The 22621-nt window shown below is 73.1% G+C and carries 24 protein-coding genes and 1 pseudogene; 5 read left to right on the top strand and 20 right to left on the bottom strand.

Annotated features, from left to right (window positions below; all coding sequences use genetic code 11):
* The 14 genes and pseudogenes from ACWD1Z_RS07320 to ACWD1Z_RS07255 all read right to left on the bottom strand — a co-directional run.
* Positions 1-164: pseudogene (locus ACWD1Z_RS07320) on the bottom strand (ABC transporter permease); the annotation flags it as partial.
* Positions 151-939, bottom strand: coding sequence for an ABC transporter ATP-binding protein (locus tag ACWD1Z_RS07315; RefSeq protein WP_451116311.1), 789 nt, complete (start codon positions 937-939; stop codon positions 151-153). The pseudogene ACWD1Z_RS07320 and the gene ACWD1Z_RS07315, both read right to left, overlap by 14 nt.
* 37 nt (positions 940-976) lie before the next feature.
* Entirely contained in the window at positions 977-2080 is a 1104-nt protein-coding gene (locus ACWD1Z_RS07310; RefSeq protein ID WP_451116309.1) for an aliphatic sulfonate ABC transporter substrate-binding protein, read from the bottom strand.
* A 127-nt stretch (positions 2081-2207) separates the two neighbouring features.
* Positions 2208-3536 carry a sulfate adenylyltransferase subunit 1 gene (locus tag ACWD1Z_RS07305; RefSeq protein ID WP_451116308.1) on the bottom strand — a complete coding sequence of 443 codons (1329 nt, stop codon included), beginning with the start codon at positions 3534-3536 and terminating at the stop codon, positions 2208-2210.
* Positions 3537-3538: 2 nt separating this feature from the next.
* On the bottom strand, positions 3539-4477 hold the full coding sequence (cysD, locus tag ACWD1Z_RS07300; RefSeq protein WP_451116307.1) for a sulfate adenylyltransferase subunit CysD: 939 nt from the start codon (positions 4475-4477) through the stop codon (positions 3539-3541).
* Positions 4474-5061, bottom strand: coding sequence for an adenylyl-sulfate kinase (gene cysC / locus ACWD1Z_RS07295; protein WP_389421255.1), 588 nt, complete (start codon positions 5059-5061; stop codon positions 4474-4476). The genes cysD and cysC overlap by 4 nt, the downstream gene beginning before the upstream one ends.
* A complete protein-coding gene (locus tag ACWD1Z_RS07290; RefSeq protein ID WP_451116305.1) occupies positions 5058-5768 on the bottom strand; it encodes a phosphoadenylyl-sulfate reductase in 711 nt (236 codons plus the stop codon). Before ACWD1Z_RS07290 ends, cysC begins: the two co-directional genes overlap by 4 nt.
* Positions 5765-5944 carry a hypothetical protein gene (locus ACWD1Z_RS07285; protein WP_451116303.1) on the bottom strand — a complete coding sequence of 60 codons (180 nt, stop codon included), beginning with the start codon at positions 5942-5944 and terminating at the stop codon, positions 5765-5767. Before ACWD1Z_RS07285 ends, ACWD1Z_RS07290 begins: the two co-directional genes overlap by 4 nt.
* Entirely contained in the window at positions 5941-7638 is a 1698-nt protein-coding gene (locus ACWD1Z_RS07280; protein WP_451116301.1) for a nitrite/sulfite reductase, read from the bottom strand. The genes ACWD1Z_RS07285 and ACWD1Z_RS07280 overlap by 4 nt, the downstream gene beginning before the upstream one ends.
* 129 nt (positions 7639-7767) lie before the next feature.
* Positions 7768-7851 carry a putative leader peptide gene (locus ACWD1Z_RS07275; protein WP_310887545.1) on the bottom strand — a complete coding sequence of 28 codons (84 nt, stop codon included), beginning with the start codon at positions 7849-7851 and terminating at the stop codon, positions 7768-7770.
* Between the two features lie 125 nt (positions 7852-7976).
* Positions 7977-8549 (bottom strand): GNAT family N-acetyltransferase, encoded by a 573-nt coding sequence (locus ACWD1Z_RS07270; protein WP_451116300.1) that lies wholly within the window; start codon positions 8547-8549, stop codon positions 7977-7979.
* 53 nt (positions 8550-8602) lie between these two features.
* Positions 8603-9766: a hypothetical protein gene (locus ACWD1Z_RS07265; protein WP_451116298.1), complete on the bottom strand. Its 1164-nt coding sequence runs from the start codon at positions 9764-9766 to the stop codon at positions 8603-8605.
* Positions 9767-9915: 149 nt separating this feature from the next.
* Positions 9916-11178, bottom strand: coding sequence for a GAF domain-containing protein (locus tag ACWD1Z_RS07260; protein WP_451116353.1), 1263 nt, complete (start codon positions 11176-11178; stop codon positions 9916-9918).
* 272 nt (positions 11179-11450) lie between these two features.
* A complete protein-coding gene (locus ACWD1Z_RS07255; protein WP_451116296.1) occupies positions 11451-13085 on the bottom strand; it encodes an acyl-CoA dehydrogenase family protein in 1635 nt (544 codons plus the stop codon).
* A 100-nt stretch (positions 13086-13185) separates the two neighbouring features.
* Between ACWD1Z_RS07255 and ACWD1Z_RS07250 the strand changes: the two genes are divergently transcribed.
* Positions 13186-14331, top strand: a complete 1146-nt coding sequence (locus tag ACWD1Z_RS07250; RefSeq protein ID WP_451116295.1) for a YihY/virulence factor BrkB family protein — start codon at positions 13186-13188, stop codon at positions 14329-14331.
* A gap of 9 nt (positions 14332-14340) precedes the next feature.
* Here ACWD1Z_RS07250 and ACWD1Z_RS07245 read toward each other — a convergent pair whose 3' ends face one another.
* Positions 14341-15177, bottom strand: coding sequence for an NAD(P)H-binding protein (locus ACWD1Z_RS07245; RefSeq protein ID WP_451116294.1), 837 nt, complete (start codon positions 15175-15177; stop codon positions 14341-14343).
* Between the two features lie 80 nt (positions 15178-15257).
* On the opposite strand from ACWD1Z_RS07245, the gene ACWD1Z_RS07240 reads away from it, so the two are divergent.
* Together ACWD1Z_RS07240 and ACWD1Z_RS07235 are read left to right on the top strand one after the other, a co-directional pair.
* The gene (locus tag ACWD1Z_RS07240) at positions 15258-16193 is read left to right on the top strand and encodes an AraC family transcriptional regulator (RefSeq protein WP_451116292.1); all 936 of its coding nucleotides are present in this window, start codon (positions 15258-15260) and stop codon (positions 16191-16193) included.
* A 4-nt stretch (positions 16194-16197) separates the two neighbouring features.
* Positions 16198-16866 (top strand): DUF6597 domain-containing transcriptional factor, encoded by a 669-nt coding sequence (locus ACWD1Z_RS07235; RefSeq protein WP_451116290.1) that lies wholly within the window; start codon positions 16198-16200, stop codon positions 16864-16866.
* On the opposite strand, the gene ACWD1Z_RS07230 is transcribed toward ACWD1Z_RS07235, so the two are convergent.
* Positions 16849-17247, bottom strand: a complete 399-nt coding sequence (locus ACWD1Z_RS07230; RefSeq protein ID WP_451116288.1) for a VOC family protein — start codon at positions 17245-17247, stop codon at positions 16849-16851. The two genes, ACWD1Z_RS07235 and ACWD1Z_RS07230, sit on opposite strands and share 18 nt — an antisense overlap.
* A 114-nt stretch (positions 17248-17361) precedes the next feature.
* On the opposite strand from ACWD1Z_RS07230, the gene ACWD1Z_RS07225 reads away from it, so the two are divergent.
* Entirely contained in the window at positions 17362-17940 is a 579-nt protein-coding gene (locus tag ACWD1Z_RS07225) for a hypothetical protein (RefSeq protein ID WP_451116287.1), read from the top strand.
* Positions 17941-17950: 10 nt separating this feature from the next.
* Here the strand turns inward: ACWD1Z_RS07225 and ACWD1Z_RS07220 are convergent, their stop codons facing one another.
* A complete protein-coding gene (locus ACWD1Z_RS07220; protein ID WP_451116286.1) occupies positions 17951-18967 on the bottom strand; it encodes a DUF5954 family protein in 1017 nt (338 codons plus the stop codon).
* A 90-nt stretch (positions 18968-19057) separates the two neighbouring features.
* On the opposite strand from ACWD1Z_RS07220, the gene ACWD1Z_RS07215 reads away from it, so the two are divergent.
* A complete protein-coding gene (locus ACWD1Z_RS07215) occupies positions 19058-19702 on the top strand; it encodes a ThuA domain-containing protein (RefSeq protein ID WP_451116284.1) in 645 nt (214 codons plus the stop codon).
* On the opposite strand, the gene ACWD1Z_RS07210 is transcribed toward ACWD1Z_RS07215, so the two are convergent.
* The 3 genes from ACWD1Z_RS07210 to ACWD1Z_RS07200 all read right to left on the bottom strand — a co-directional run bounded on the left by ACWD1Z_RS07210 (position 19680) and on the right by ACWD1Z_RS07200 (position 22423).
* Positions 19680-20186 carry a hypothetical protein gene (locus tag ACWD1Z_RS07210; protein ID WP_451116282.1) on the bottom strand — a complete coding sequence of 169 codons (507 nt, stop codon included), beginning with the start codon at positions 20184-20186 and terminating at the stop codon, positions 19680-19682. The two genes, ACWD1Z_RS07215 and ACWD1Z_RS07210, sit on opposite strands and share 23 nt — an antisense overlap.
* Before the next feature lie 9 nt (positions 20187-20195).
* The gene (locus ACWD1Z_RS07205; RefSeq protein WP_451116280.1) at positions 20196-21260 is read right to left on the bottom strand and encodes a LacI family DNA-binding transcriptional regulator; all 1065 of its coding nucleotides are present in this window, start codon (positions 21258-21260) and stop codon (positions 20196-20198) included.
* A 143-nt stretch (positions 21261-21403) separates the two neighbouring features.
* Positions 21404-22423, bottom strand: coding sequence for a hydroxyacid dehydrogenase (locus ACWD1Z_RS07200; RefSeq protein ID WP_451116278.1), 1020 nt, complete (start codon positions 22421-22423; stop codon positions 21404-21406).
* Positions 22424-22621: the final 198 nt, after the last annotated feature.

The following is a 22621-nucleotide window of genomic DNA, read 5'->3' as shown; positions in this document are numbered from 1 at the left end:
ACCACGAGCACCAGCGCGACGGCGGTGACCGGCGGGAGTACCTTGCGGACCAGGGTCTCGCGCAGCGGGGTGCGGCTGGTCTGGACGGTGTCGAGTGCGTCCAGGCCGGCTTCGAGTCCGGCGAGGTCGCCCGGATCCTTGGCGGTGGTCTCAGTGCTGGCCATGGCGGCGGATCTCCCCACGCAGTTCTTCGGTGATCTCGACGGACAGCTCGGCGACCGCGCTGTCCTCGATGCGGCGCGGGTGCGGGATGCCGACGGTCCATTCGCGGGCGATGCGGCCGGGCCGGGAGGACAGCAGCACGACCCGCTGGGCGAGGTGTACGGCCTCGCGGACGTTGTGGGTCACGAACAGCACCGACAGGCCCGTCTCGCGCCAGATCCGGGTCAGTTCGTCGTGCAGCACGTCCCGGGTGATCGCATCCAGCGCCGCGAACGGCTCGTCCATCAGCAGCAGCTTGCTGTCCTGGGCCAGCGCCCGGGCCAGTGCGACGCGCTGGCGCATGCCGCCGGACAGTTCGTGCACCCGCTTGCCGTAGGAGCCGCCCAGCCGGACCAGTTCCAGCAGTTCCTCGGCCCGGCCGCGGCGTTCGGCCTTGGGCATTCCGCGCAGCTTGAGGGCGAGTTCGATGTTCTTGCCCGCGGTCAGCCACGGGAACAGGGCGTGCTCCTGGAACATCAGTGCCGGTCGGCCGTCGGTGGTGATGGCGCCCGCGCTCGGCCGGTCCAGGCCCGCGACCAGGTTGAGCAGTGTGGACTTGCCGCACCCGGAGGCCCCCAGGAGGGTGACGAACTCGCCGGGCGCGACATCGAGGGTGATGTCGTCGAGGACGAGCTGCTGCCCGGCCGGGCCGGCGAAGGACTTCGACACGTGGTCGATGCGCGCGGCGTGCTCCACGGACGTATCCGTGTCGGGGGCCTTGGCGAGGGCGGTTGCCATGGTCGTCACCTCCTGGGAACTCATCTGGACTCGTGGCTCACTTCACGCCGAGACCGGCGTCGTCGGCCTCGGGCGCGCCCTCGGCTCCGAGGACCCTGTTCAGCGGTGTCAGGTCGTAGATGCCGGACAGGTCCGGCCGCTCCAGCAGGCCCGCCTCGACCGCGTGCCGCGCCTGCGCGTCGAGCGTGGCCGCCAGCGGATCGTCGGTGAACCGGATGGACGGCCAGGCCCGGTCGATGACCTCGGCGGGCAGCGCCTTGCCGGTGTCCGCGGCCAACTGGGCGTTGGCGGCGGCCTTCGCCTTGTCCGGGTTGGCGTTGATCCACTTGTTCGCCTGCACGGAACCCCTCAGCACCGCCTCGACGGCCTTCGGGTGCTCCTCGAGGAAGCTCTGCGACACGATCACGTTGGTGATCACGAACTTCTTGTCCGGCCACAGGTCGGCCTCGTCCAGCAGCACCTTGCCGCCCTCGGCGACCAGCTTGGACGCGGTCGGCTCCGGCACCCAGGCACCGTCGACCGAGCCGGACCGGTAGAGGTCGGGCGTGACCTTGTTGTCGGAGCGGACGACGGAGACGTCACCCTCGCCGCTCTGCGCGTCGACCTGCCAGCCCTGCTCGGCGGCCCAGTTGAGGAAGGCCATGTCCTGCGTGTTGCCGAGCTGCGGAGTGGCGATCCGCTTGCCCTCGACGTCCTTCAGGGACGTGATCCGCTCCGGGTTCACGACCAGCTTCACGCCGCCCGAGGCCGAACCGGAGATGATCCGCAGGTTCTTGCCGTTCGCCTTGACGTACCCGTTGATCGCGGGGGAGGGCCCGATCCACCCGATGTCGATGGACCCCGAGTTCAGCGCCTCGATCTCCGAGGGACCGGCGTTGAACGCGGCGTACTTCGCCGTCGTACCGCCGAGCTCCTTCTGGAAGATCCCCTCGTGCCGCCCCACCAGCGCCGTGGCGTGGGTGAGGTTCCCGAAGTAGCCGATGCGCACCGCGTCCAGGCCGTCGACCTTCGCCGCCCCGGGTATCGCGTGCTCGGTGTTCTCCACGGCCTGGGAGCCGTAGCCGCACGCGGCCGCGAGCGCGAGCAGCGGCAGCACGGCCAGTACCGCGAGGGTACGGCGCAGGGCGGGGATGGCAGGCACGGGAGGTGTTCCTCTCGGTGGCCCGGCCCGGCGCCCTTATCGAGCGCGGCCGGGAGAACGGCGGATGGACGGGTGGGAGGTCAGCGCGGACATCGCCGCCCCCCGCCCGCTCCGGTCCGGTACACGGTCAGAAGTCCCAGCCGTCGTCGTCGGCCGCGTCCTTGACGGGCTCCGGGGAGGCGAAGGACTCGCCGACCATGCCGGCGGTGAGCGTCGTGCCGTCGCTCGGGTCGATCAGGATGAACGAACCCGTGCGCCGCGAGTCGGCGTAGGAGTCGACGGGCAGCGGCTCGGCGGTACGGATCTTCACCCGGCCGATGTCGTTGGCGACGAGCTGTCCGGGGTGCGGGTGCAGGGACAGGTCGGCGAGCGTGAGCCGGGACGGGATGTCCTTCACGATCGCCTTCACCGTGCGTGTGCCGTGCTTGAGCAGCACCCGGTGGCCGACGGTGAGCGGGGCGTCGGCGACATGGCAGACGGTCGCCTCGATGTCCTGCGTGGTCGGCGGCGCGTCCTTGCTGGGCACGATCAGGTCACCGCGCGAGATGTCGATGTCGTCCTCCAGCAGGACGGTCACCGACTGGGTGGTCCAGGCGATGTCGACCGGCTCGCCGAGCAGGTCGATACCGGCGATCTTCGTGGAGCGGCCCGACGGCAGCACGGTGATCTGCTCGCCGACGCGGAACGAACCGGCGGCGATCTGACCGGCGTAACCGCGGTAGTCGGGGTGCTCGGCGGTCTGCGGGCGGATCACGTACTGCACGGGCAGCCGGGCGTGGCAGTGGCTCAGGTCGTGGGCGACCGGGACGGTCTCCAGGTGCTCCAGCACCGTCGGGCCGCCGTACCAGTCCATGTGGGCGGACGGCTCCACCACGTTGTCACCGGCGAGCGCCGAGATCGGGATCGCGGTGACCTCCGGGACGCCCAGTTCGAGCGCGTACGCCGTGAACTCCTCGGCGATGGCGGCGAACACCGGCTCCTGGTAGTCCACCAGGTCCATCTTGTTGACGGCGAGGACCACGTGCGGCACGCGCAGCAGCGCGGCCAGCGCGGCATGCCGGCGGGTCTGCTCGACGACGCCGTTGCGGGCGTCGATGAGGATCACCGTCAGCTCGGCCGTGGAGGCGCCGGTGACCATGTTCCGGGTGTACTGCACATGGCCGGGGGTGTCGGCGAGGATGAACCGGCGCTTGGCCGTGGCGAAGTAGCGGTAGGCCACGTCGATGGTGATGCCCTGCTCCCGCTCGGCGCGCAGGCCGTCGGTGAGCAGCGCGAGGTCCGGGCCCTCCTGGCCCCGGCTCGCCGAGGCGCGCTCCACGGCCTCCAGCTGGTCGGTGAGGACCGACTTGGAGTCGTGCAGCAGCCGCCCGACGAGGGTGGACTTGCCGTCGTCGACGGAACCGGCGGTGGCGAACCGCAGCAGGGTCGTCTCGGGGAGTTCCGTGGTGGTGCTCATGGCTAGAAGTACCCCTCGCGCTTGCGGTCTTCCATCGCGGCCTCGGACATCTTGTCGTCGGCGCGGGTCGCGCCCCGCTCGGTGAGCCGGGAGGCGGCGATCTCGGTGATCACGGCGTCCAGCGTGGTGGCGTCGGAGTCGACGGCGCCCGTGCAGGACATGTCACCGACCGTGCGGTAGCGCACGAGCCGCTTCTGGACGGTCTCGCCGTCCTTCGGGCCGCCCCACTCGCCGGCGGTCAGCCACATGCCGTTGCGGGCGAACACCTCACGCTCGTGCGCGAAGTAGATCTCCGGCAGCTCGATGCCCTCGCGGGCGATGTACTGCCACACGTCCAGCTCGGTCCAGTTGGACAGCGGGAACACCCGGACGTGCTCGCCGGGGGCGTGCCGGCCGTTGTAGAGGTTCCACAGCTCGGGCCGCTGGCGGCGCGGGTCCCACTGCGAGAACTCGTCGCGCAGCGAGAACACCCGCTCCTTGGCGCGGGCCTTCTCCTCGTCGCGGCGCCCGCCGCCGAAGACCGCGTCGAACCTCTCCGCCTGGATCTTCTCCGTCAGCGGCAGCGTCTGCAGCGGGTTGCGGGTGCCGTCCGGGCGCTCCTTGAGCACCCCGCGGTCGATGTAGTCCTGCACCGAGGCGACATGCAGCCGCAGCCCGTGCCGGGCCACCGCGCGGTCCCGGTAGTCGAGGACCTCGGGGAAGTTGTGCCCGGTGTCGACGTGCAGCAGCGAGAACGGCACCGGCGCCGGCGCGAACGCCTTCAGCGCCAGGTGCAGCATGACGATCGAGTCCTTGCCGCCGGAGAAGAGGATCACCGGCCGCTCGAACTCGCCCGCCACCTCGCGGAAGATGTGCACCGCCTCGGACTCCAGCGCGTCCAGGTGGGAGAGGGCGTACGGAGTCCCCGTGCCCTCCTCGACCGAGGAGACGGTCGTCGTCATGCCAGGCCCCTTTCGCTGAGCAGCGCGTACACGGCCGCCGCGGACTCCCGCACGGTCTGGTTCTGCGACTCGATCCGCAGGTCGGGCGTCTCGGGCTCCTCGTAGGGGTCGTCGACCCCGGTCAGCCCGGACAGCTCGCCCGCCGCCTGCTTGGCGTACAGGCCCTTCACATCGCGCTCGGAGCACACCTCGACCGGCGTGGCCACGTGGATCTCCAGGTACGCGGCCCCGCTGTCCTGGTGGCGCTTGCGCACCGCCTCACGGCTGTCGGCGTACGGCGCGATCACCGGCACCAGCGCCTTGACGCCGTTGCGGGCGAGCAGGTCGGCGAGGAAGCCGATGCGCTGCACGTTGGTGTGGCGGTCCGCGCGGCTGAAGCCGAGGCCCGCGGAGATGAACTCGCGGATCTCGTCGCCGTCGAGCACCTCGACGCGGTGGCCCTCCTCGCGCAGCCGGCCGGCCAGCTCGTACGCGATGGTGGTCTTGCCGGCGCTCGGCAGACCCGTGAGCCAGACGGTGGCTCCGGTCGTCACGTGGTTCTCCTTGTTCTCCGGGGCGGTCTCCGGAAACGGGGTCGTGGTCACAGGTGCAGCCCGCACTCGGTCTTGGCGCGGCCCGCCCAGCGGCCGGCCCGCGCGTCCTCGCCCTCCAGGACGCGACGGGTGCAGGGGGCACAGCCGACGGACGGGTAACCGTCCATCAGCAGCGGGTTGGTGAGGACACCGTGCTCGGCCACGTAGGCGTCCACGTCCTCCTGGGTCCACCGGGCGATGGGCGAGATCTTGACCTTCTGCCGCTTGTCGTCCCAGCTGACGACCGGGGTGTTCGCCCGGGTCTCGGACTCGTCGCGGCGCAGACCCGTCGCCCAGGCCAGATAGCCCCTGAGGCCCTCCTCCAGCGGCTGGACCTTGCGCAGCTTGCAGCACAGGTCCGGATCGCGGTCGTGCAGCCTGGGGCCGTACTCCGCGTCCTGCTCGGCCACCGTCTGACGCGGAGTGAGCGTGATGACGTTGACGTCCATCACCGCCTCCACCGCATCACGGGTACCTATGGTCTCGGGAAAGTGGTAGCCGGTGTCGAGGAACACCACGTCAACACCGGGCAACGCGCGGGAGGCGAGATGGGCGACGACCGCGTCCTCCATGGAGGAGGTCACACAGAAGCGCCGGCCGAAGGTGTCCGCGGCCCACTGGAGGATCTCCAGCGCGTCGGCGCCCTCCAGATCGCGGCCCGCCCGCTCGGCGAGCGCCTTCAGATCCTCGGTGGTGCGCTCTTCCCGGGTGGTCGTCATATCCCGTCTCCCCCTGCCTCGGTCGGCTGAACGCCCCGGGCCAGCAGCCCGAGGAACTTCAGCTGAAAAGCCCGGTTGCACGCGGCGCATTCCCACGCGCCGTGGCCCTGCTCGCTGGGGCGCAGGTCCTCGTCGCCGCAGTAGGGGCAGTAGAAGGGGGCGGCCCGCTCGCTCATGAGAGGGCCTCCTCGGAAGCGCGCGCGGCCCAGGTGGCGAAGCGCTCGCCGTCCTCGCGCTCCTCCTGGAACCGCTTGAGGACCCGCTCGACGTAGTCGGGCAGTTCCTCGGCCGTCACCTTCAGACCGCGCACCTTGCGGCCGAAGCCGGCCTCCAGGCCGAGCGCGCCGCCCAGGTGCACCTGGTAGCCCTCGACCTGCCGGCCCTGGTCGTCGAGGACCAGCTGGCCCTTGAGACCGATGTCCGCGACCTGGATACGGGCGCAGGCGTTCGGGCAGCCGTTGATGTTGATGGTGAGGGGCTCGTCGAACTGCGGGATCCGGCGCTCCAGCTCGTCGATCAGCGAGGCGCCGCGCGCCTTGGTCTCGACGATGGCGAGCTTGCAGTACTCGATGCCGGTGCAGGCCATGGTGCCGCGCCGGAACGGGGAGGGGCTGACCGTGAGGTCCAGCGCCTCCAGGCCCTCGACGAGCGAGTCGACCTGCGCCTGGTCCACGTCCAGGACGAGCATCTTCTGCTCGGCGGTGGTCCGCACCCGGCCCGAGCCGTGCGCCTCGGCCAGCTCGGCGATCTTCGTCAGGGTGGTGCCGTCCACCCGGCCCACGCGCGGGGCGAAACCGACGTAGTAGCGGCCGTCCTTCTGCCGGTGCACCCCCACGTGGTCGCGCCAGCGCTCGACCGGCTGGGCCGGGGCCGGGCCGTCGACGAGCTTGCGCCGCAGGTACTCGTCCTCCAGGATCTGGCGGAACTTCTCCGGGCCCCAGTCGGCGACCAGGAACTTCAGGCGGGCGCGGGTGCGCAGCCGGCGGTAGCCGTAGTCGCGGAAGATCGAGATGACCCCCTCGTAGACGTCCGGGACCTCGTCGAGCGGGACCCAGGCGCCGAGCCGGACACCGATCTTGGGGTTGGTGGACAGACCGCCGCCGACCCACAGGTCGAAGCCGGGGCCGTGCTCGGGGTGGTTGACCCCGACGAAGGCGATGTCGTTGATCTCGTGCGCCACGTCCAGCAGCGGCGAGCCGGAGATCGCGGACTTGAACTTGCGGGGCAGGTTCGAGAAGTCCTTGTTGCCGATGATCCGGCGCTGGATCTCGTCGATGGCCGGGGTGCCGTCGATGATCTCGTCGGCGGCGATACCGGCGACCGGCGAGCCGAGGATCACGCGGGGGGTGTCACCGCAGGCCTCGGTGGTGGACAGGCCGACCGCCTCCAGGCGGTTCCAGATCTCGGGCACGTCCTCGATCCGGATCCAGTGGTACTGGACGTTCTGCCGGTCGGTGATGTCGGCGGTGCCCCGCGCGAACTCCTGCGAGATCTCGCCGATGACCCGGAGCTGCTCGGTGGTGAGCCGGCCGCCGTCGATGCGGACGCGCAGCATGAAGTACTCGTCGTCCAGCTCCTCCGGCTCCAGGATCGCGGTCTTGCCGCCGTCGATCCCGGGCTTGCGCTGGGTGTACAGGCCCCACCAGCGCATCCGGCCGCGCAGGTCGTTGGGGTCGATCGAGTCGAAGCCGCGCTTGGAGTAGATCGTCTCAATGCGTGTCCGCACATTGAGACCGTCGTCGTCCTTCTTGAACTGCTCGTTGCCGTTCAGCGGGGTGTAGTGCCCCGCGGCCCACTGTCCCTCGCCGCGGTGACGGCTCGCCCTGCGGCGGGGGGTCGCGGCGGCGGGGTTCTGCGGGGTGGCGGCCATGGTTGATACGTCCTTCGGGACAGGCGGGAAAGCGGCTCTGACCTGCGCGTGCGCGCACGGCAGACGGGCGCGTCCTTGCGCGGGAAATGCAGGCAAAGGGGGAGGTGCCGGGCGGTGCTGGATGACCTCTCAGCGCGCCGGACAGATGGCGCTGGACATGCGGCCGAGGTCGACGTGCCGCCGACTCACCAAGGCAATTCCAGTTCCAGGCATGACGGAAGCGTGGCACGGCGATCTGGACACAGTCCAGCTTCGTCCAAAATGCGGACACCCTTGTCTCGGAGAGCGAGACAAGGGTGTTCTGGGTCACATGCCGACAATGTGCCGCCTCGTGCAGGTCAGGCGGGGTATGCGCCCGGCCAGGGGCCCGGCGCGGCGACCTGCGACTGCTCCTCGACCTTGGTGTCGAACAGCCTGAAGCCCCGGCGCCGGTAATTGTCCATCGCGTGCTCGCCGTCCAGGCTGCAGGTGTGCAGCCAGACGCGCTTCGTCGGCGCCCGCCCCGGCCAGCGGTCCGCGAGGTCCCAGGCGCGGGCGGCGCCGTACGACAGCAGGTGGCCGCCGATGCGGCGGCCCCGGAAGGCGGGGATCAGCCCGAAGTACTCGATCTCCACGACCCCGTCGTCCTGCGGGCTCAGCTCCACGTACCCGGCGGGCGTGCCGTGGTCGTAGGCGACCCAGGTCTCCACGCCGGGGCGCTCCAGGTGCTCCTGCCACTGGGCGTAGCTCCAGCCCAGCCGGTCGATCCAGCGGATGTCGCCGCCGACGGAGGCGTACAGGAAGCGGCTGAACTCGGGGGAGGGGACCTCGGAGCGGACGATCCGCACGTCGCCCTCGGGGGCGGCGGCCGGCAGCAGGTCGGAGGGGTCCGTCTGCTCCAGGGACCAGGTGGTCACGGGGATGTTGGGCATGTCGCCCAGACAATCATCCAGTCCAGCGATCTGTCGATCGCGTGCAGCGGCAGCTAGTCCAGCGATCTGTCGATCGCGTGCAGCGGCAGCGCGAACAGGGTCCGCCCCGACTGCGACCAGACCTCCCCGGTCTGCTGCCAGTACGACAGGGACGGCGTCCGCCCGGTCCAGCACAGCCGGGTCCCGTCGGCCCCGCAGCGGGTGGCCTCGGCCCCGTCCGCGCTCTGCCGCCACAGCGTGCCGCGCTCCTCGGCCCGCTGCGTCAGATACCAGCGGGAGCGGTACGACAGCACCCCGCCGAGCCTTTCCGCCCCGGTCGCGTACGCCTCGGTCGCGGTCCCGGTGGCGAGCAGCCCGCCGCGGCCCGGGTCCACGCTGAACGCGTACCGCCACAGCCGGCCGTCCCGGCTCGCCACCAGGCTGTCCGGCGAGGTGCTGCGGTCCAGCGAGAGGCCGGTGGGGGCCGGTCCGGCCGAGCGGTACACACCGACGGCCGGCAGCACGTACCGGGAGCCGTCCGCCGCGGGGGCGCGCCGGACGCGGTGCAGGTCGTAGACGTACAGTCCGTCCCGCGCGGTGACCAGCAGCTTGTCCTGGTACCAGACCATGCCCGAGAGCGCCGAGCGCAGCGGGCGGTGCGCGCGGCCGTCGTCCGTCGGGACCGCGAGCCGCACCCAGGTGTAGCTCAGGCGGCCGGGGTCGTCCGCGTCGACGAAGGCGACCCGGGAGCGCCGGTCGCCGGACCAGGCGGACAGCACCATGCGGTGCTCGCCCCAGTGGCCGTCGTCGTCGGCGTCCCCGGAGGTGGTGACCGCGCCGGAGCGAAGGCCCCGGGTGTCGGCGGCGTCCCAGCAGTACGCGCGCGTGGCCGCGGGCGCCTCCGGGAGGGCGGCGCGCTCGCCGGCGGTGCAGTCGTCCGGGTCGCGCAGGGTGCCGTCGGTGTCGGCGAGCACCGCGCCCACGCCCGCCGGGCGGCCCAGCCGGTCGTCGAGCCGCTCCAGGGCCGGCTCGGACAGCAGGTCCTCGCGCAGCCGCAGCGGGTTCAGTTCGGCGTGGGTGGTGAGGGGCTTCAGCGCCCCGGGATCCGCGTCGTCGGTGGCCTGGGAGGCGCTGATCATGGTGGCGGCCGCGGTGAGCGCGAGAGCGGTTCCGGCCAGCACGCCACGCAGCGCGCGGCCCCTCCTGCGCCGGCGGTGTCTGCCGCGATGCTGTTTCATGACGTCCTCCCGAGGCGGGCCAACTGCGCCTGCTGATCCGTACGTTGACCGAGGAGCAGGTGGGGTGGCCCACTCGGGATGCTACGGCAGCGGGCCGTGGTCGCGGACGAAGACCCCGTAATTACCCGGAAGATGCCACCTCGGGAGCTTCAGCGCGTACGGCCGTCGGCCACGCCCGGCGCCGTCGAGTGCGGCAGCAGGTCGCGCGGATCCTCGGGGAGCAGCACCTCGACCTCCGCCGATTCGCAGAAACGATACGGCCGATGGTCGAGCAGCCCCCCGAGATAACGGCGTACCCGGGACATCTCGGCCCGGACCGTCACCGTGCGGCCCGCGTCGACGAACACCTCCTCCGCCAGGCCCGCCGCGCTCATCCCGTCCCGGTTCAGGGCCAGCAGGTAGAGCAACTCGGCGTGCCGGGGGCTCAGTTCGTGGCGCCAGGTGCCCGCGCCCCCGGTCACCGTCATCGACCAGCGGCGCGGCTGCGACAGATCCAGCACGATCCGGGTGCTCCCGTGCGGCACCGGCTCGTCGGCGGGCCTGAGCAGCCAGCCGCCGGCCAGCGGCTCCACGGCGCACAGCCCGAGCGGCGGCAGCCACCGCCGGCCCGCCCCGAGCGACTTGGGCAGCGCGATCCGCCCCGGGTACGGCATCCCCGTCACCGCCGCGCACCAGCCGTCCCGGTCCACCACCAGCGCCCGCCCGGCGAGCCGGGACAGCACCGGCGCCGCCACCGCGCGCAGCCGCTCCAGCGCGCTCAGATGCACCTCCCGCAGCCGGGACTCGGCGAGCTTGGCGACCGAGTCCACCCAGGCGAGGGTCGCCGGATGCATGGTCTCCAGCGGTCCGCTGATGTCCACCACGCCGATCAGCCGGCCGTCCCGCGGATCCGTGATCGGGGCACCGGCGCAGGTCCAGGTGGCGTGGGTGCGCACGAAGTGCTCGGAGGCGAAGACCTGCACCGGCCGGCGCACGACGGCCGGGGTGCCCACGCCGTTGGTGCCGACGACGTCCTCCCGCCAGTCCGCGCCGAGTTCGAAGCCGAGCACGTCGGCCTTGCGCAGCACCGGCGCGCTGCCCTCCCGCCACAGCACCCGGCCCTCCTCGTCGGCGACGACCATGATGTGGTGGGCGACGTCCGCGACCGACAGCAGCCCCTCGCGCAGCACCGGCAGCACATGCCGCAGCGCGCTGGTCTCCCGGCGCCGCTGCACCTCCTCGCGGGAGAGCAGCTCGGAGCGGACGCCGCGGTCCGGGTCGACCCCGCTGCGCAGCAGCCGGTCCCAGGACTGCTCGATCACCGGGCGCGGCGCGACCGGCGCGCGCTGCCCGGCGAGGGTGGCGTTGCGCACGTCGTTCAGTACCCGCGCCGCGCGCGCCGCGTCGACGACGGCCAGCTGCGTCACGTCCATGGGTGACAGCGCCACGAGTCCTCCCCGGGAGTGCGTCGGCCGTTCCTGACCGGTCGTCTCATAGTGCAGCCCGTCCCGGGTGGACGGAGCCAGTTCGGCCACCGGAGCCGGCAAGTTGCAACCCCTTGCAACCCTGGTGGTGGGCCATGGCCTGATCGAGACTTGAGCGACGCCGTCCCGAGCGGCGTTCGCGGCCTCGAACGGGCCTGTGCGAAGGGTGGTGCCGTGTCGGCGCGGCACCACCCCTTGCCTCGCCGCCGCGGGGGATGCGGTCAGTCCTCCGGCCTGGCCCGGTCCACCACGGACTCCAGGTCCAGGGTGGCCGGCAGGGTCCCGAAGGTCGCGCCGCCGTCCTCGCCCAGACGTGACGCGCAGAAGGCGTCGGCCACCTCCGGCGGGGCGAACCGGACCAGCAGGGAAGCCTGGAGCACCAGGGCCAGCCGCTCCGTCAGGCGCCTGGCCCGGCCCTCGACGCTCTCCAGATCGGCCAGTTCGGTCAGCAGGCCCTTGATCGCGGCGTCCAGCCGGTGGTCGGCGCCGCGGGCCCGGCCGATCTCCACGAGGTAGGCGTCCAGAGCGGCCGGTTCGCGCCGCAGCGCCCGCAGGACATCCAGCGCCTGGACGTTCCCGGCCCCTTCCCAGATCGAGTTCAGCGGGGACTCCCGTACCAGGCGGGGCATCCCGGACTCCTCGACGTAGCCGTTGCCGCCCAGGCACTCGGACGCCTCGACCGTCACCGGCGTACAGCGCTTGGCCACCCAGTACTTGGCGGCCGGCACCGCGATCCGCAGCAGCGCCCGCTCCTGCTCGCCGCCGTCGTCACAGGCCGCCGCGAGCCGCAGGCCCAGCGTGGTGGCCGCCTCCGACTCCAGGGCGAGGTCGGCCAGGACGTTGCGCATCAGCGGCTTGTCGGCCAGCCGGCCGCCGAACGCCTCGCGGTGGTCGCAGTGGTGGATCGCCTGGACGACGGCCTGCCGCATCAGCCCCGCCGAGCCCAGCACGCAGTCGAGACGGGTCGCCGCCACCATCCCGATGACGGTCCGCACCCCGCGCCCCTCCTCGCCGACCCGGCGCGCCCAGGTCCCCGCCAGCTCGACCTCCGCGGAGGCGTTGGACCGGTTGCCCAGCTTGTCCTTGAGGCGCTGCAGGTGGAAGGGGTTGCGGGTGCCGTCCTCCAGCACCCGGGGCACCAGGAAGCAGGTCAGCCCGCCCGGGGCCCGGGCGAGGACCAGGAACCCGTCCGACATCGGCGCCGAACAGAACCACTTGTGCCCGGTCAGCTCGTAGGACACCCCGTCGCCCAGGGGCCGCGCGGCCGTCGTGTTCGCCCGTACGTCGCTGCCGCCCTGCTTCTCCGTCAGGGCCATCCCGAACAGCGCCCCCGCCTTGTGCCGGGCGGGCCGCAGCTCGCGGTCGTAGATCACGGAGGTCAGCCGGGGCTCCCACTCGGCGGCCAGCTCCGGGTCGGTGCGCAGCGCCGGCACGGCGGCGTGGGTCATCGACAGCGGACAGCAGTTGCCGGCCTCGACCTGGGTCCACACCAGGAACCCGGCGGCGCGCCGCACATGCCCGCCGGGCCGGGTCCAGGCCGCGGTCAGCCCCGCGGCGACCCCCTTGCCGAGCAGCCGGTGCCAGGCCGGATGGAAGTCGACCTCGTCGACGCGGTGGCCGTAGCGGTCGTGGGTGCGCAGCCGTGGCGGGTTCTCTTCGGCCTGCACCGCCCACTCCTGGAGCTGGGCCGCGGAGGCCGACCGGCCCAGCGCCGACAACTCGCTGGTCGCGTCGGGGAGCAGGCCCGGATCGAGGTGCCGTTCGACCGCCGCCGTCAGCGCCCGGTCGGCCGCGTAGACGTCGTACCCGATCAGGGGCGGGGGCTGGTTCGTCACGGTGTGGGTGGTGCCGTCCATGGCTGTGAACCTACCCGTCCGGATCCGGGCACTCACCCCACCGACGCGGCGGCCCCCGGGGCGGGACGGGAGCGGGCCCCGCGGCGGATACCGTTAGGCCGTGCAGCCAGCAAGTGAATTCCCCCAGAGGCCCTCCGGCCGTCTCCACCGGGCGCGTGCCCTCTACCGGAACGTCTCGAAGCGCCGGACCGCCTGGCTGCTGCTGAAGGACACGGTCAACTCGTGCATCGAGTACCGGATCCTGGGGCTGGCGGCGGAGGCGGCCTTCTTCACGCTGCTCTCCGTCCCGCCGCTGCTGCTGAGCATGATCGGACTGCTCGGTCACGTCGACGACTGGACCGGCACCGACACCATCACCAGCCTGGAGGCGAACCTCCTGGAGGCCTCCCGCACGGTCCTGTCGGACAGGGGCGTCCGCCAGATCGCCCAGCCGATCCTCGACGACGTGATGAAGGGCGGCCGCCCCGACGTCATCTCCATCGGCTTCCTGTTCGCGCTGTGGTCGGGCTCCCGCGCGGTGAACGTCTTCATCGACACCATCACCGTCATGTACGGCCTCGACGGCGTCCGCGGCATCGTGAAGACGCGGCTGGTCGCCTTCGTGCTCTTCCTGGTGGCCCTGGTGATCGGCTCGATCGCCCTGCCGCTGATGGTGGCGGGCCCGGACGCGGTGCTCAACGTCCTGCCGTGGTCGCAGACCCTGGTCCAGGTGCTGTACTGGCCGGTGGTCATCCTGCTGTCCATCGCCTTCCTGACCACGCTGTACCACGTCTCCGTACCGGTCCGATCGCCGTGGATCGAGGACGTCCCCGGCGCCCTGGTCGCCCTCGGCATGTGGGTCCTCGGCAGTTTCCTGCTGCGGATCTACCTCACCAACACCGTCGAGGGCGCCACGATCTACGGCTCCCTCGCCGCCGCCGTCGCGGTCCTGCTGTGGATCGGTGTGTCCGCGTTCGCGGTCCTCGTCGGGGCCGCGGTCAACGCGGCGATCGACCGGGTCTGGCCGGCCGCCGCGACCGCCGCCGCCCGCGCCGCCAACGAGCGGCTGCGCGAGGCCCAGGTCGCCGAGTACGTGGCCCGCGCCGCCGCCCACCGCGAGGCCGCCCACGACGACCCGGACGACCCCGACATGCCCTCGGAGTTCCCGGAGCGCTGGTCCCGCTTCCTGCCCCCCGAGGACGTCACGTCCCGGCTGCGCACCCATGTGAAGAGCACGCACCCCCCGCACAAGCCCGACGACTCCTGACCGCGCCCGTCACGCCTTCCAGGCGCCCGCCGCCGCTGCCTCCCGGGCGAAGTCCGCGAAGTCGCGGGGCGCCCGGCCCAGCACCTGCCGGACGCCGTCGGTGAGGCGGGCGTTACGGCCGTCCAGCAGGGTCTCGAAGACCTCCACCAACAGCTCCGCCTCCTCCCGCGGGACGCCGAAGCCGGTCAGGTGCTCCCCGTACGCCCGCGCCGGCACCGGCACGTACGTCAGCTCGGCGCCCGTCGCCCCCGCCACCTCCGCGACGGCCTGCCGGAAGGACAGCAGCCGCGGCCCGGTGACCTCCAGCGTGCGGCCCGCGTACCGGTCCCCGGAGGTCAGCACGGCCGCCACCACGTCCGCGATGTCCCGGACGTCGATGAACGGCTCCGCCACCTCCCCGGCCGGGAAGACCAGCCGCCCGCCCTCGCGCAGCCCGTCCGCCAGCGGACCCTCGCTGAAGTTCTGGGCGAACCACGCGGCCCGTACGACCGTCCAGTCCGCGCCCGAGGACATCAGCGCCTCCTCGGTCGGCAGCGCCTGGTCCTCGCCGCGCGCCGAGAGCAGCACCAGACGCCGTACGCCGAGTCCCACCGCCTCCCGGGCCAGCGCCCCGACGCCCTCGGCCGCGGCCGGGGAACCCACGTCGGCCGGGTACATCAGGTACGCGGCATCGGCGCCGCGCAGGGCGTCCGCCCAGGTCGTCGGGTCCTCCCAGTCGAAGCCCCGGGACCGCGTCGCCTCCCGCACCTCCAGGCCGGCCGCCCGTACGGCCCGGACCACCCGGCTGCCGGTACGGCCCGAGGCGCCGGTCACCATCACTGTCGCGTTGCGCGTGTTCGTCGTCATGGCCCAAGTCAACGGCCGCGCGGCCCAAGTCCCCATCGCCGAACGGCTCATTCCCATGCGCACGCGTCTACGCTGGCGCCATGGATGCCCTGGCCGGCCTGCTGGAGGGCCCACGCGCGCGTGGCGCCTTCATGATCCGCGCGTGCTTCGACCCGCCCTGGGCCGTCCGCATCGAGGACCGCGCCCCGCTGACCGTGATGGTGATGGCCCGGGGCGAGGCATGGATCGTGCCGGACCGGGGGGAGCGGGTGCTGCTGCGCCCCGGCGATCTCGCGATCGCCCGCGGCCCCGACCCGTACACCTGCGCCGACGCCCCGGACACCCCGCCGCAGGCACTGATCCTGCCGGGCGGGGAGTGCCGTTACCCCGACGGCCGCTCGCTCAACGGCGTCATGGACCTCGGCGTGCGGACCTGGGGCGACCGGGTCGACGGCGCGGCCGTGATGCTGATCGGCACCTATCTGTGGCAGGGCGAGGTCGGCGGGCGGCTGCTGGACGCGCTGCCGCCGCTGCTGACGCTCACGGCCGAGGTGTGGGACTGCCCGCTCACCCCGTTCCTCAGGGAGGAGATCGTCCGTGACGAACCGGGCCAGGAGGTGGTCCTGGACCGGCTGCTGGACCTGCTGGTCATCGCCGCGCTGCGGGCCTGGTTCTCCCGGCCCGAGGCGGCGGCGCCCGCCTGGTACCGGGCGCTCGCCGATCCGGTGGTGGGGCGGGTGCTGAGGCTGGTGCAGGACGATCCGGCGCACCCCTGGACGGTGGCGTCCCTGGCGGCGAAGGCGGGGGTGTCCCGGGCGGCGCTCGCCCGGCGGTTCACGGAGCTGGTCGGGGAGCCGCCGATGACCTACCTGACCGGCTGGCGGCTGGCCCTCGCCGCGGACGCGCTGCGGGACACCGACGACACCCTCGAAGCGATCGCCCGGCGGGTGGGCTACGGCAGCGCCTTCGCGCTGTCCAGCGCCTTCAAGCGGGTCCACGGGGTGAGCCCGCAGGAGCACCGGGCGAGGGGGACGTAGGGCCGTGTACGAGGAACGGCCGTCCCGGCTCTCCGGCGCCGTCGTCTGGGCGAACACCTCGCCCGGCACCGGGCGCGTGCTCCCCGACGGCTGCATGGACCTGCTCTGGCACGAGGGACGGCTGAGCGTCGCCGGTGCCGACACCCGGGCCCACCTCACCCAAGGCGAGGCGGGCAGCTGGTTCGGCGTGCGCTTCTTCCCCGGCTCCGCCCCCGTCTTCCTGGGCGTGCCCGCGCACGAGCTGCGCGACCGGCGCGTCGACCTCGCCGACCTGTGGCCCGCCGCCGAGGTACGGCGGCTGTCGGGCCGCGTCGAGGGAGCGGCCGACCTGCCGAGGGCGCTGGAGGACCTCGTCCTGGAGCGCGCCGAGCCGCCCGGTCCGCTGCTGCGCCGGCTGGTCGGCGCCCTGGACGCGGGCCGGACCGTCGGCGCCACCGCCGATGAACTGGGGCTCGGCGCACGCCAGTTGCACCGGCGGGCGCTGGACGCGTTCGGCTACGGGCCCAAGACGCTGGCCCGCATCCTGCGCTTCCGGCGGGCCCTGCGCCTCGCCGCCGAGGTGCCGTTCGCCGAGGCGGCGGCCCGCGCCGGATTCGCCGACCAGGCCCATCTGGCGCGGGAGGTCAAGGAGTTGGCCGGGGTGCCGCTGGGAGAGCTACTCGGCCGCCGGTAGCGGCGCGAACAGGTCGACGCCGTGGCCGTCCGGGTCGTGCACGACCGCGTACCGCTGGCCCCAGAAGGCGTCCCAGGGCTTGAGCTCACCGTGGTACCCGGCGCCGACCAGCTCCTCGTACACCGTGTCGACCTCGCCGGGGTGGTCGCAGCGCAGGGCCAGCGAGTGCCGGGAGCCGGAGGGCGGCTGCCATCCGGGGTGCAGGGACCGGACCAGCTCCTCGGTGTCCAGCATCAGCCGCAGCCCGCCGGGCAGTCCGGCCTCGGCGTGCGGCTCGTTCTCGGCCCCGTCGGGGAAGACGAAACCGAGGCGGCGGTAGAAGGTGACAGCGGCGGCCATGTCGGAGACCACCAGCCCGAAGGCGTCGAATCGTGGAGTCATGCGCCCACCGTAGGCAGCGGCCGGGCGGCCGGTCTTGAAGGAAACGGACAGGGTCCGTCAGCCGAGACGGGCTGTGAGCCATCAGGGAACAGCTTGTGCGGCAGGATGGGCGGCATGGTCCAGCAACGGGGTTTCCGGCCGGCACTTTTCCTCTCCGCCGTCCTGCTCGCCGGGTGCGGCTCGGACGGTTCGGGTGACGCCGCCGCCGACCCGGCCGAACTCGCCTCGCGGGCTCGGGCGTCGGGCATCGCGCCGGAACACGTCTACGTCACCGAGGCTCCCGGCTTCACCCTCGCCCCGCAGTCCGTGGGCGTGCTCGGCGCGGACGGCTTCTCCGCCGTCTACGTCTCCGCGGCGGGCGGCGGTCAGCTCCGGCTCTCCGTGGACCGGGGCACCATGACCGCCGACACCTGCGCCCAGGAGGCGTCGGCGCCCTGCGGACGGGAGGGGGACGCCTGGTACCGCGGCCAGGAGTACGCCGTACCGAAGCAGGGGCATGTGGTGCGGGTCCGCGGGGACGGGGTGCCGCGGGAGGTGCTGCGGGACGCCGCCCTCGCCGTGCGCCGGCCGACGGACGCCGAGCTGGACACCCTGCTGCCGCAGGCACCCGCGGGCGGCGGGCCGGTGGAGCGCGGAGACCTGCCGCCGGAGGGGGACGGGGCGCCCGGCAACCAGGAGAACACGACCGGCTGAGCCGCCGCCGTCAGTCGTAGGCGATCGTGCCGTACTCGTCCATCGCCGGGTGGATGCGCATGGGACCGTACTCGTCGTGGTCCGAGGGGCGCGGCGGTTCGGGGCCGTCGGGGCCCATGCGGAGCATGCGGTCGACCCGGCAGATCCGGAAGCGGCGCCCGGCCACCGTGCACGCGTCGGCGCGGCCGAGCGCCCGGAACTCCTCGGCGGCCCTGGCGTACACGGCTCGCGTGGCGTCGTCGTACCGGTGCAGCGCGGCCCAGACCTCCGCCATTCCGTCGTACAGCCGGCGCCGGGCGTCGTGCGCGGTCGCCGTGAGGCCGCCGGACGGCTGCCAGCCGAGGCTGCCGTGCTCGACCACGCCGAAGCAGGTCGGCAGCAGCACGACCTCCGGATGGGAGCCGACCGCCCGCTCGGAGTCGGCGCACACCGCGGCCGGGACCGCGGTGCGGCGGTACGCGAAGTCCCGCAGCCCCAGCCGGGTCGCCGCGGCCATCGGGCCGTCGTCGTGGGCGGGGTCGAGGGCGAAGCCGGCGTCCGGTCCCGGCGGGGGCGTGCGGGGCCGCGCCCAGTCGGGCTCGGCGGGCTGCGGATCCGTCGGCCGGGGCGGCTCCGGCAGCTCGCCGTCGCCGCGCGAGAACTCGTCGGCGCGCACCACCCGGTACCGCACCCCGCACGCCTCGACCTCATTCACCGGCCGCTGGTCCAGCAGCGCCACCGCGGCGAGCAGTTTACGCCGTACGGCCGGATCGTCGGTGCCGTCCTTCGCCGTGAACCACAGATGGGAGTTGAGCCCGTCCCGGGCAACCTGCGGCATGGGGTCCACCACCGGCTTCAGCAGCCGCCACCACGGCCCCGCCGCCGGATCGAGGACGGCGACCCCGAACACCGGCCCCCGCAGCACGAGATGGGGATAGCGCAGCGAGGCGTCCACCGCGTCGGCCTCCCGCACCCAGGCGGTGGGGTCGTCACGGCGGATCAGCTCCTCCTGGAGCGCGTCGATCCGTTGCCGCCAGTCATCGTTCATGCCCGCATTGTGATGAACACGAGGCGGAGGCGAGGCCGAAACGACCCAACCACCGCGGCGGTTGGGGCGCAGGCCGTACGCTCGTCGGCCATGGGCCCGCGACTCCTCGTCTTCACCCGCACCACCGACTACCGGCACGACTCCATCCCGGCCGCCGTCGCCGCGCTGCGCACCCTCGGGGACTTCGAGGTCGACCACAGCGAGGACCCGGCCGCGCTCACCGCACCCCTGGAGCCGTACGCCGCCGTCGTCTTCCTCTCCACCAGCGGCGAGGTGCTGACCCCGGCCGGGCGGGAGCGGCTGGCCGGATACATCGAGGCGGGCGGCGGGTTCGCCGGGGTGCACGCGGCGGCCTGCACCGAGTACACGTGGCCCTACTACGGCGAACTGCTGGGCGCCCGCTTCACCCGCCACCCGGACTTCCAGCCCGGCCGCGCCCTGGTCGAGGACCCCGGCCATCCCGCGACCCGCCAGCTGCCGCCCGTCTGGGACTTCACCGACGAGTGGTACGACTTCGACACCAACCCCCGTGCGTCGGCGCGGGTGTTGCTCTCCGCCGACGAGACGTCGTACGAGGGCGGCGGCATGGGCGCCGACCACCCCCTCGCCTGGTGCCGCGAACAGGGCGCCGGACGCGTCTTCTACACCGCCCTCGGGCATGCGGCCGAGGCCTACGACGACCCGCACTTCCGCGCCCACCTGCGCGGCGGGATCACCTGGGCGGCGCGAGGCTGAACATCATCCCGCGCCAGGTCCACCCCGCGGCCAGGGCCGCCGCCCGCAAAGGGTCCTTGACCTGCCGGGAGTCGAAGCGGAACGTCTCGACCTTCTGCCGCCGCCCGTCGGCGCCCCGCTCGTACGTCCACTGCCGCTCGGTCCAGTTCACCTGCCCCACGGAGTGCCGGCGCGCCACCACCCAACGCGGCGGATTCCCGGTCCGCTTGACCTCCCACTGCTCGTCGACGCTGCGCACTTCGCGCCGCCCGGGGACCAGCAGCATCCGTGTCTTCACGGTCCGCTCCAGCCGGCGTGAGGCCGACGGCGGGATCCGCCACTCCGCCACCAGGTCGGCCTTCTCCGCGGTCAGCGCGGTGCGGATGCGGTACGGCGCGTCCGGGCCGTTGAGCGCCAGCAGCGCGGCCCGGACGTCCGACGCCGACAGCGGCACGACCCCGTCCGCGGGGTAGCGGGTGCCGGTCAGCCTGTCGATGAGACCCATCGGGTCAACCTATGAACGACCAGCGGGACATGCCAAACTCGGCGCGGCCGTGCTCGCCCGCTCCACCAGCCGGGTCGACAGTTCGGTACGGGTGCTCTCGGGCCGGTCACCGGCCATCATCCGCACCAGCAGCCGCAGGGCCGTCGCCGCCATCTCGGACAGCGGCTGCCGGACCGTGGTGAGCGCCGGGGTGATCCAGCGGGACTGCGGCAGATCGTCGAAGCCGACCACGCTGATGTCGTCCGGGACGCGCAACTCCCTTGCGGCGAGAGCCGCGTAGACGCCGTGCGCCATCCGGTCCGAGGTGACGAACAGGGCTGTCGGCGGCTCGGGCAGAGCCAGCAGCTCCCGGGTCCGGCGGCCGGCGAGGCTCTCGTCGGAGCCCGTGTACCGGACGTACTCGGGCCGGTGGCGCACGCCCGCCGAGGCGAGCGCCGAGCGGTAGCCGGCCACCCGGGCGCTGTCCGCCATGGTCCGCCGGTCCCCGGCGACCACGGCGATCCGCTGGTGCCCGAGCGCCAGCAGATGCTCGGTCGCCGTCACCCCGCCCTGCCAGTTCGCCGCGCCCACCGACACCACGCCCGGCGGGGGTTCGGCGACCGGGTCGATCATCACGAACGGGATGCGGTGCTGTTCGAGCCAGGCGTATTGGGCGTCGGTCGGCTCGGCCAGGTTGAACAGCACCCCGGAGGAGCCGCGCGCGGTGAGCTTGTCCAGCCAGCCGCGCTCCGGACGGCCGGACGTGGTCCGGGGCGTCCCGGCCGAGACGACCACCTCCAGGCCGGCGTCGTGCGCGGCCGCCTCCACCCCGTGCAGGACGGCGCCGGACCAGGAGGTGTCCAGGGTGTTCACCACCAGGTCGACGAACCCGGGTGTCCTGACCCCGTCGAAGCGGGGTCTGCGGACATAGCCGAGCCGGTCCAGCGCCTCGGTGACCCGGCGCCGGGTCTCGGGCGCGACGTCCTCGCGGCCGTTGACCACCTTGGAGGCGGTGGGCACGGAGACCCCCGCCTCACGGGCGACCACGGCCAGGGTCGGCCCGGCCGCCATGTGCGCACTCCCCGTACGGACCATCGGGAACCACCTCTCCGGCCCGCCCGAGGGCCGTCGGACGTCTCGCCCAGCGCGATAGTAAGCGCTTCCTACCCTAGGTTCGCCGCAGGATCTGCGGAAGAGCCGCCGCTGCCGGAGCCGTCCGGCCGGGAGGGTGCCGTGGGTCACGCCACCCGGGTCAGGTCCGCCCGGCGTACCTCGTGAGCGAGGGCGTGGCCGGCCGCCAGGCGTTCCAGTTCCGCCACGACTGTGCGGCCCAGGCGCTCCAGCTCGTTGCCGAGGGAGCCCGCGATGTGGGGGGTGAGGACGACGTTGGGGAGCCGGTACAGCGGGGAGCCGGCGGGCAGGGGCTCGGGTTCGGTCACGTCGAGGATCGCGGTGAGGCGCCCCGAGACCAGCTCGCCGGTCAGGGCGTCCGGGTCGATCAGGGCGCCCCGGGAGGTGTTGATCAGGACCGCGCCGTCCCGGAGCAGCGACAGGCGGGCGGCGTCCAGCATGCGGTGCGTCCCGGGGAGGTCGGGGGCGTGCAGCGTGACGATGTCGCTGCGGCGCAGGAGGGTGTCCAGCGGCAGGAGTTCGGCTCCCAGGGCCGCCGCCTCCGCGGGGGTCGCGTACGGGTCGTGCAGGAGGACGTCGAAGTCGAACGGGCGCAGGAGCTCCAGCAGGCGTCTGCCCACCCGGGAGGCGCCGATGACGCCGAGGCGGCGGCCCAGGTTGCCGGTGCTCGCGGTGTCCGCGGAGGCCGGCGGGATGTGGGTTGTGCGGTAGCGGTCGCGGTGGGCGAAGGCGTCCTTCCCCGCCAGCAGGATCATGGCCAGGGTGTACTCGGCGACCGGAACGGCGTTCGCCGCCGCCGCGCTGGACACGGTGACGCCGTGGCGCCAGACGTCCTCGCCGATCAGGTCGCGGACCGAGCCCGCGGCGTGCAGGACCGCGCGGAGGCGGGGGGCGGCCGTGAGGAGGGCCGCGTCCAGCGGGGGGCAGCCCCAGCCGGTGATCAGGACGTCCGCCTCCGCCAGGGCCGCGGCGGCCGACGGGGCGCTGAAGTCCCGGACGACCAGGGCGGGTTCGATCGCGCAGGTCTGCCCCAGCCGTGCCATGAGGGGCGGGGGGAAGAGCCGGGGGAGGTGGACGGGGTCCATCGCGAACACGGCCCTGGGTGGCTGCGCGGGGCGGTCGGGCATGGCTCTCCTGGATGGGCTGACGGACACAGTCGCAGAAAGCGCCTTCTACGGTAGATCCGGCGCGAAGGGCGGTCAACGAGACCACCGGCGTACCGGTGACCGGCCGCCATGCGTCCGCCTCGTGGGGCGCCGACCAGCCGTGCCCGGGCGATCCACCGGAATACATCGGGGCGCTGTGGTGCTCTGATGGGACCGGTG

Source organism: Streptomyces sp. NPDC002784, from assembly GCF_053592135.1.
This window is presented reverse-complemented; position numbering and strand designations above follow the sequence as displayed.

Coding starts and splice junctions, on each gene's coding strand:
- ACWD1Z_RS07315 (WP_451116311.1), bottom strand. CDS start 939: ATGGCAACCGCCCTCGCCAAGGCCCCCGACACGGATACGTCCGTGGAG.
- ACWD1Z_RS07305 (WP_451116308.1), bottom strand. CDS start 3,536: ATGAGCACCACCACGGAACTCCCCGAGACGACCCTGCTGCGGTTCGCC.
- cysD (WP_451116307.1), bottom strand. CDS start 4,477: ATGACGACGACCGTCTCCTCGGTCGAGGAGGGCACGGGGACTCCGTAC.
- ACWD1Z_RS07290 (WP_451116305.1), bottom strand. CDS start 5,768: ATGACGACCACCCGGGAAGAGCGCACCACCGAGGATCTGAAGGCGCTC.
- ACWD1Z_RS07285 (WP_451116303.1), bottom strand. CDS start 5,944: ATGAGCGAGCGGGCCGCCCCCTTCTACTGCCCCTACTGCGGCGACGAG.
- ACWD1Z_RS07280 (WP_451116301.1), bottom strand. CDS start 7,638: ATGGCCGCCACCCCGCAGAACCCCGCCGCCGCGACCCCCCGCCGCAGG.
- ACWD1Z_RS07275 (WP_310887545.1), bottom strand. CDS start 7,851: ATGCCTGGAACTGGAATTGCCTTGGTGAGTCGGCGGCACGTCGACCTC.
- ACWD1Z_RS07270 (WP_451116300.1), bottom strand. CDS start 8,549: ATGCCCAACATCCCCGTGACCACCTGGTCCCTGGAGCAGACGGACCCC.
- ACWD1Z_RS07265 (WP_451116298.1), bottom strand. CDS start 9,766: ATGAAACAGCATCGCGGCAGACACCGCCGGCGCAGGAGGGGCCGCGCG.
- ACWD1Z_RS07260 (WP_451116353.1), bottom strand. CDS start 11,178: ATGGACGTGACGCAGCTGGCCGTCGTCGACGCGGCGCGCGCGGCGCGG.
- ACWD1Z_RS07255 (WP_451116296.1), bottom strand. CDS start 13,085: ATGGACGGCACCACCCACACCGTGACGAACCAGCCCCCGCCCCTGATC.
- ACWD1Z_RS07245 (WP_451116294.1), bottom strand. CDS start 15,177: ATGACGACGAACACGCGCAACGCGACAGTGATGGTGACCGGCGCCTCG.
- ACWD1Z_RS07240 (WP_451116292.1), top strand. CDS start 15,258: ATGGATGCCCTGGCCGGCCTGCTGGAGGGCCCACGCGCGCGTGGCGCC.
- ACWD1Z_RS07230 (WP_451116288.1), bottom strand. CDS start 17,247: ATGACTCCACGATTCGACGCCTTCGGGCTGGTGGTCTCCGACATGGCC.
- ACWD1Z_RS07225 (WP_451116287.1), top strand. CDS start 17,362: ATGGTCCAGCAACGGGGTTTCCGGCCGGCACTTTTCCTCTCCGCCGTC.
- ACWD1Z_RS07220 (WP_451116286.1), bottom strand. CDS start 18,967: ATGAACGATGACTGGCGGCAACGGATCGACGCGCTCCAGGAGGAGCTG.
- ACWD1Z_RS07215 (WP_451116284.1), top strand. CDS start 19,058: ATGGGCCCGCGACTCCTCGTCTTCACCCGCACCACCGACTACCGGCAC.
- ACWD1Z_RS07210 (WP_451116282.1), bottom strand. CDS start 20,186: ATGGGTCTCATCGACAGGCTGACCGGCACCCGCTACCCCGCGGACGGG.
- ACWD1Z_RS07205 (WP_451116280.1), bottom strand. CDS start 21,260: ATGGTCCGTACGGGGAGTGCGCACATGGCGGCCGGGCCGACCCTGGCC.
- ACWD1Z_RS07200 (WP_451116278.1), bottom strand. CDS start 22,423: ATGCCCGACCGCCCCGCGCAGCCACCCAGGGCCGTGTTCGCGATGGAC.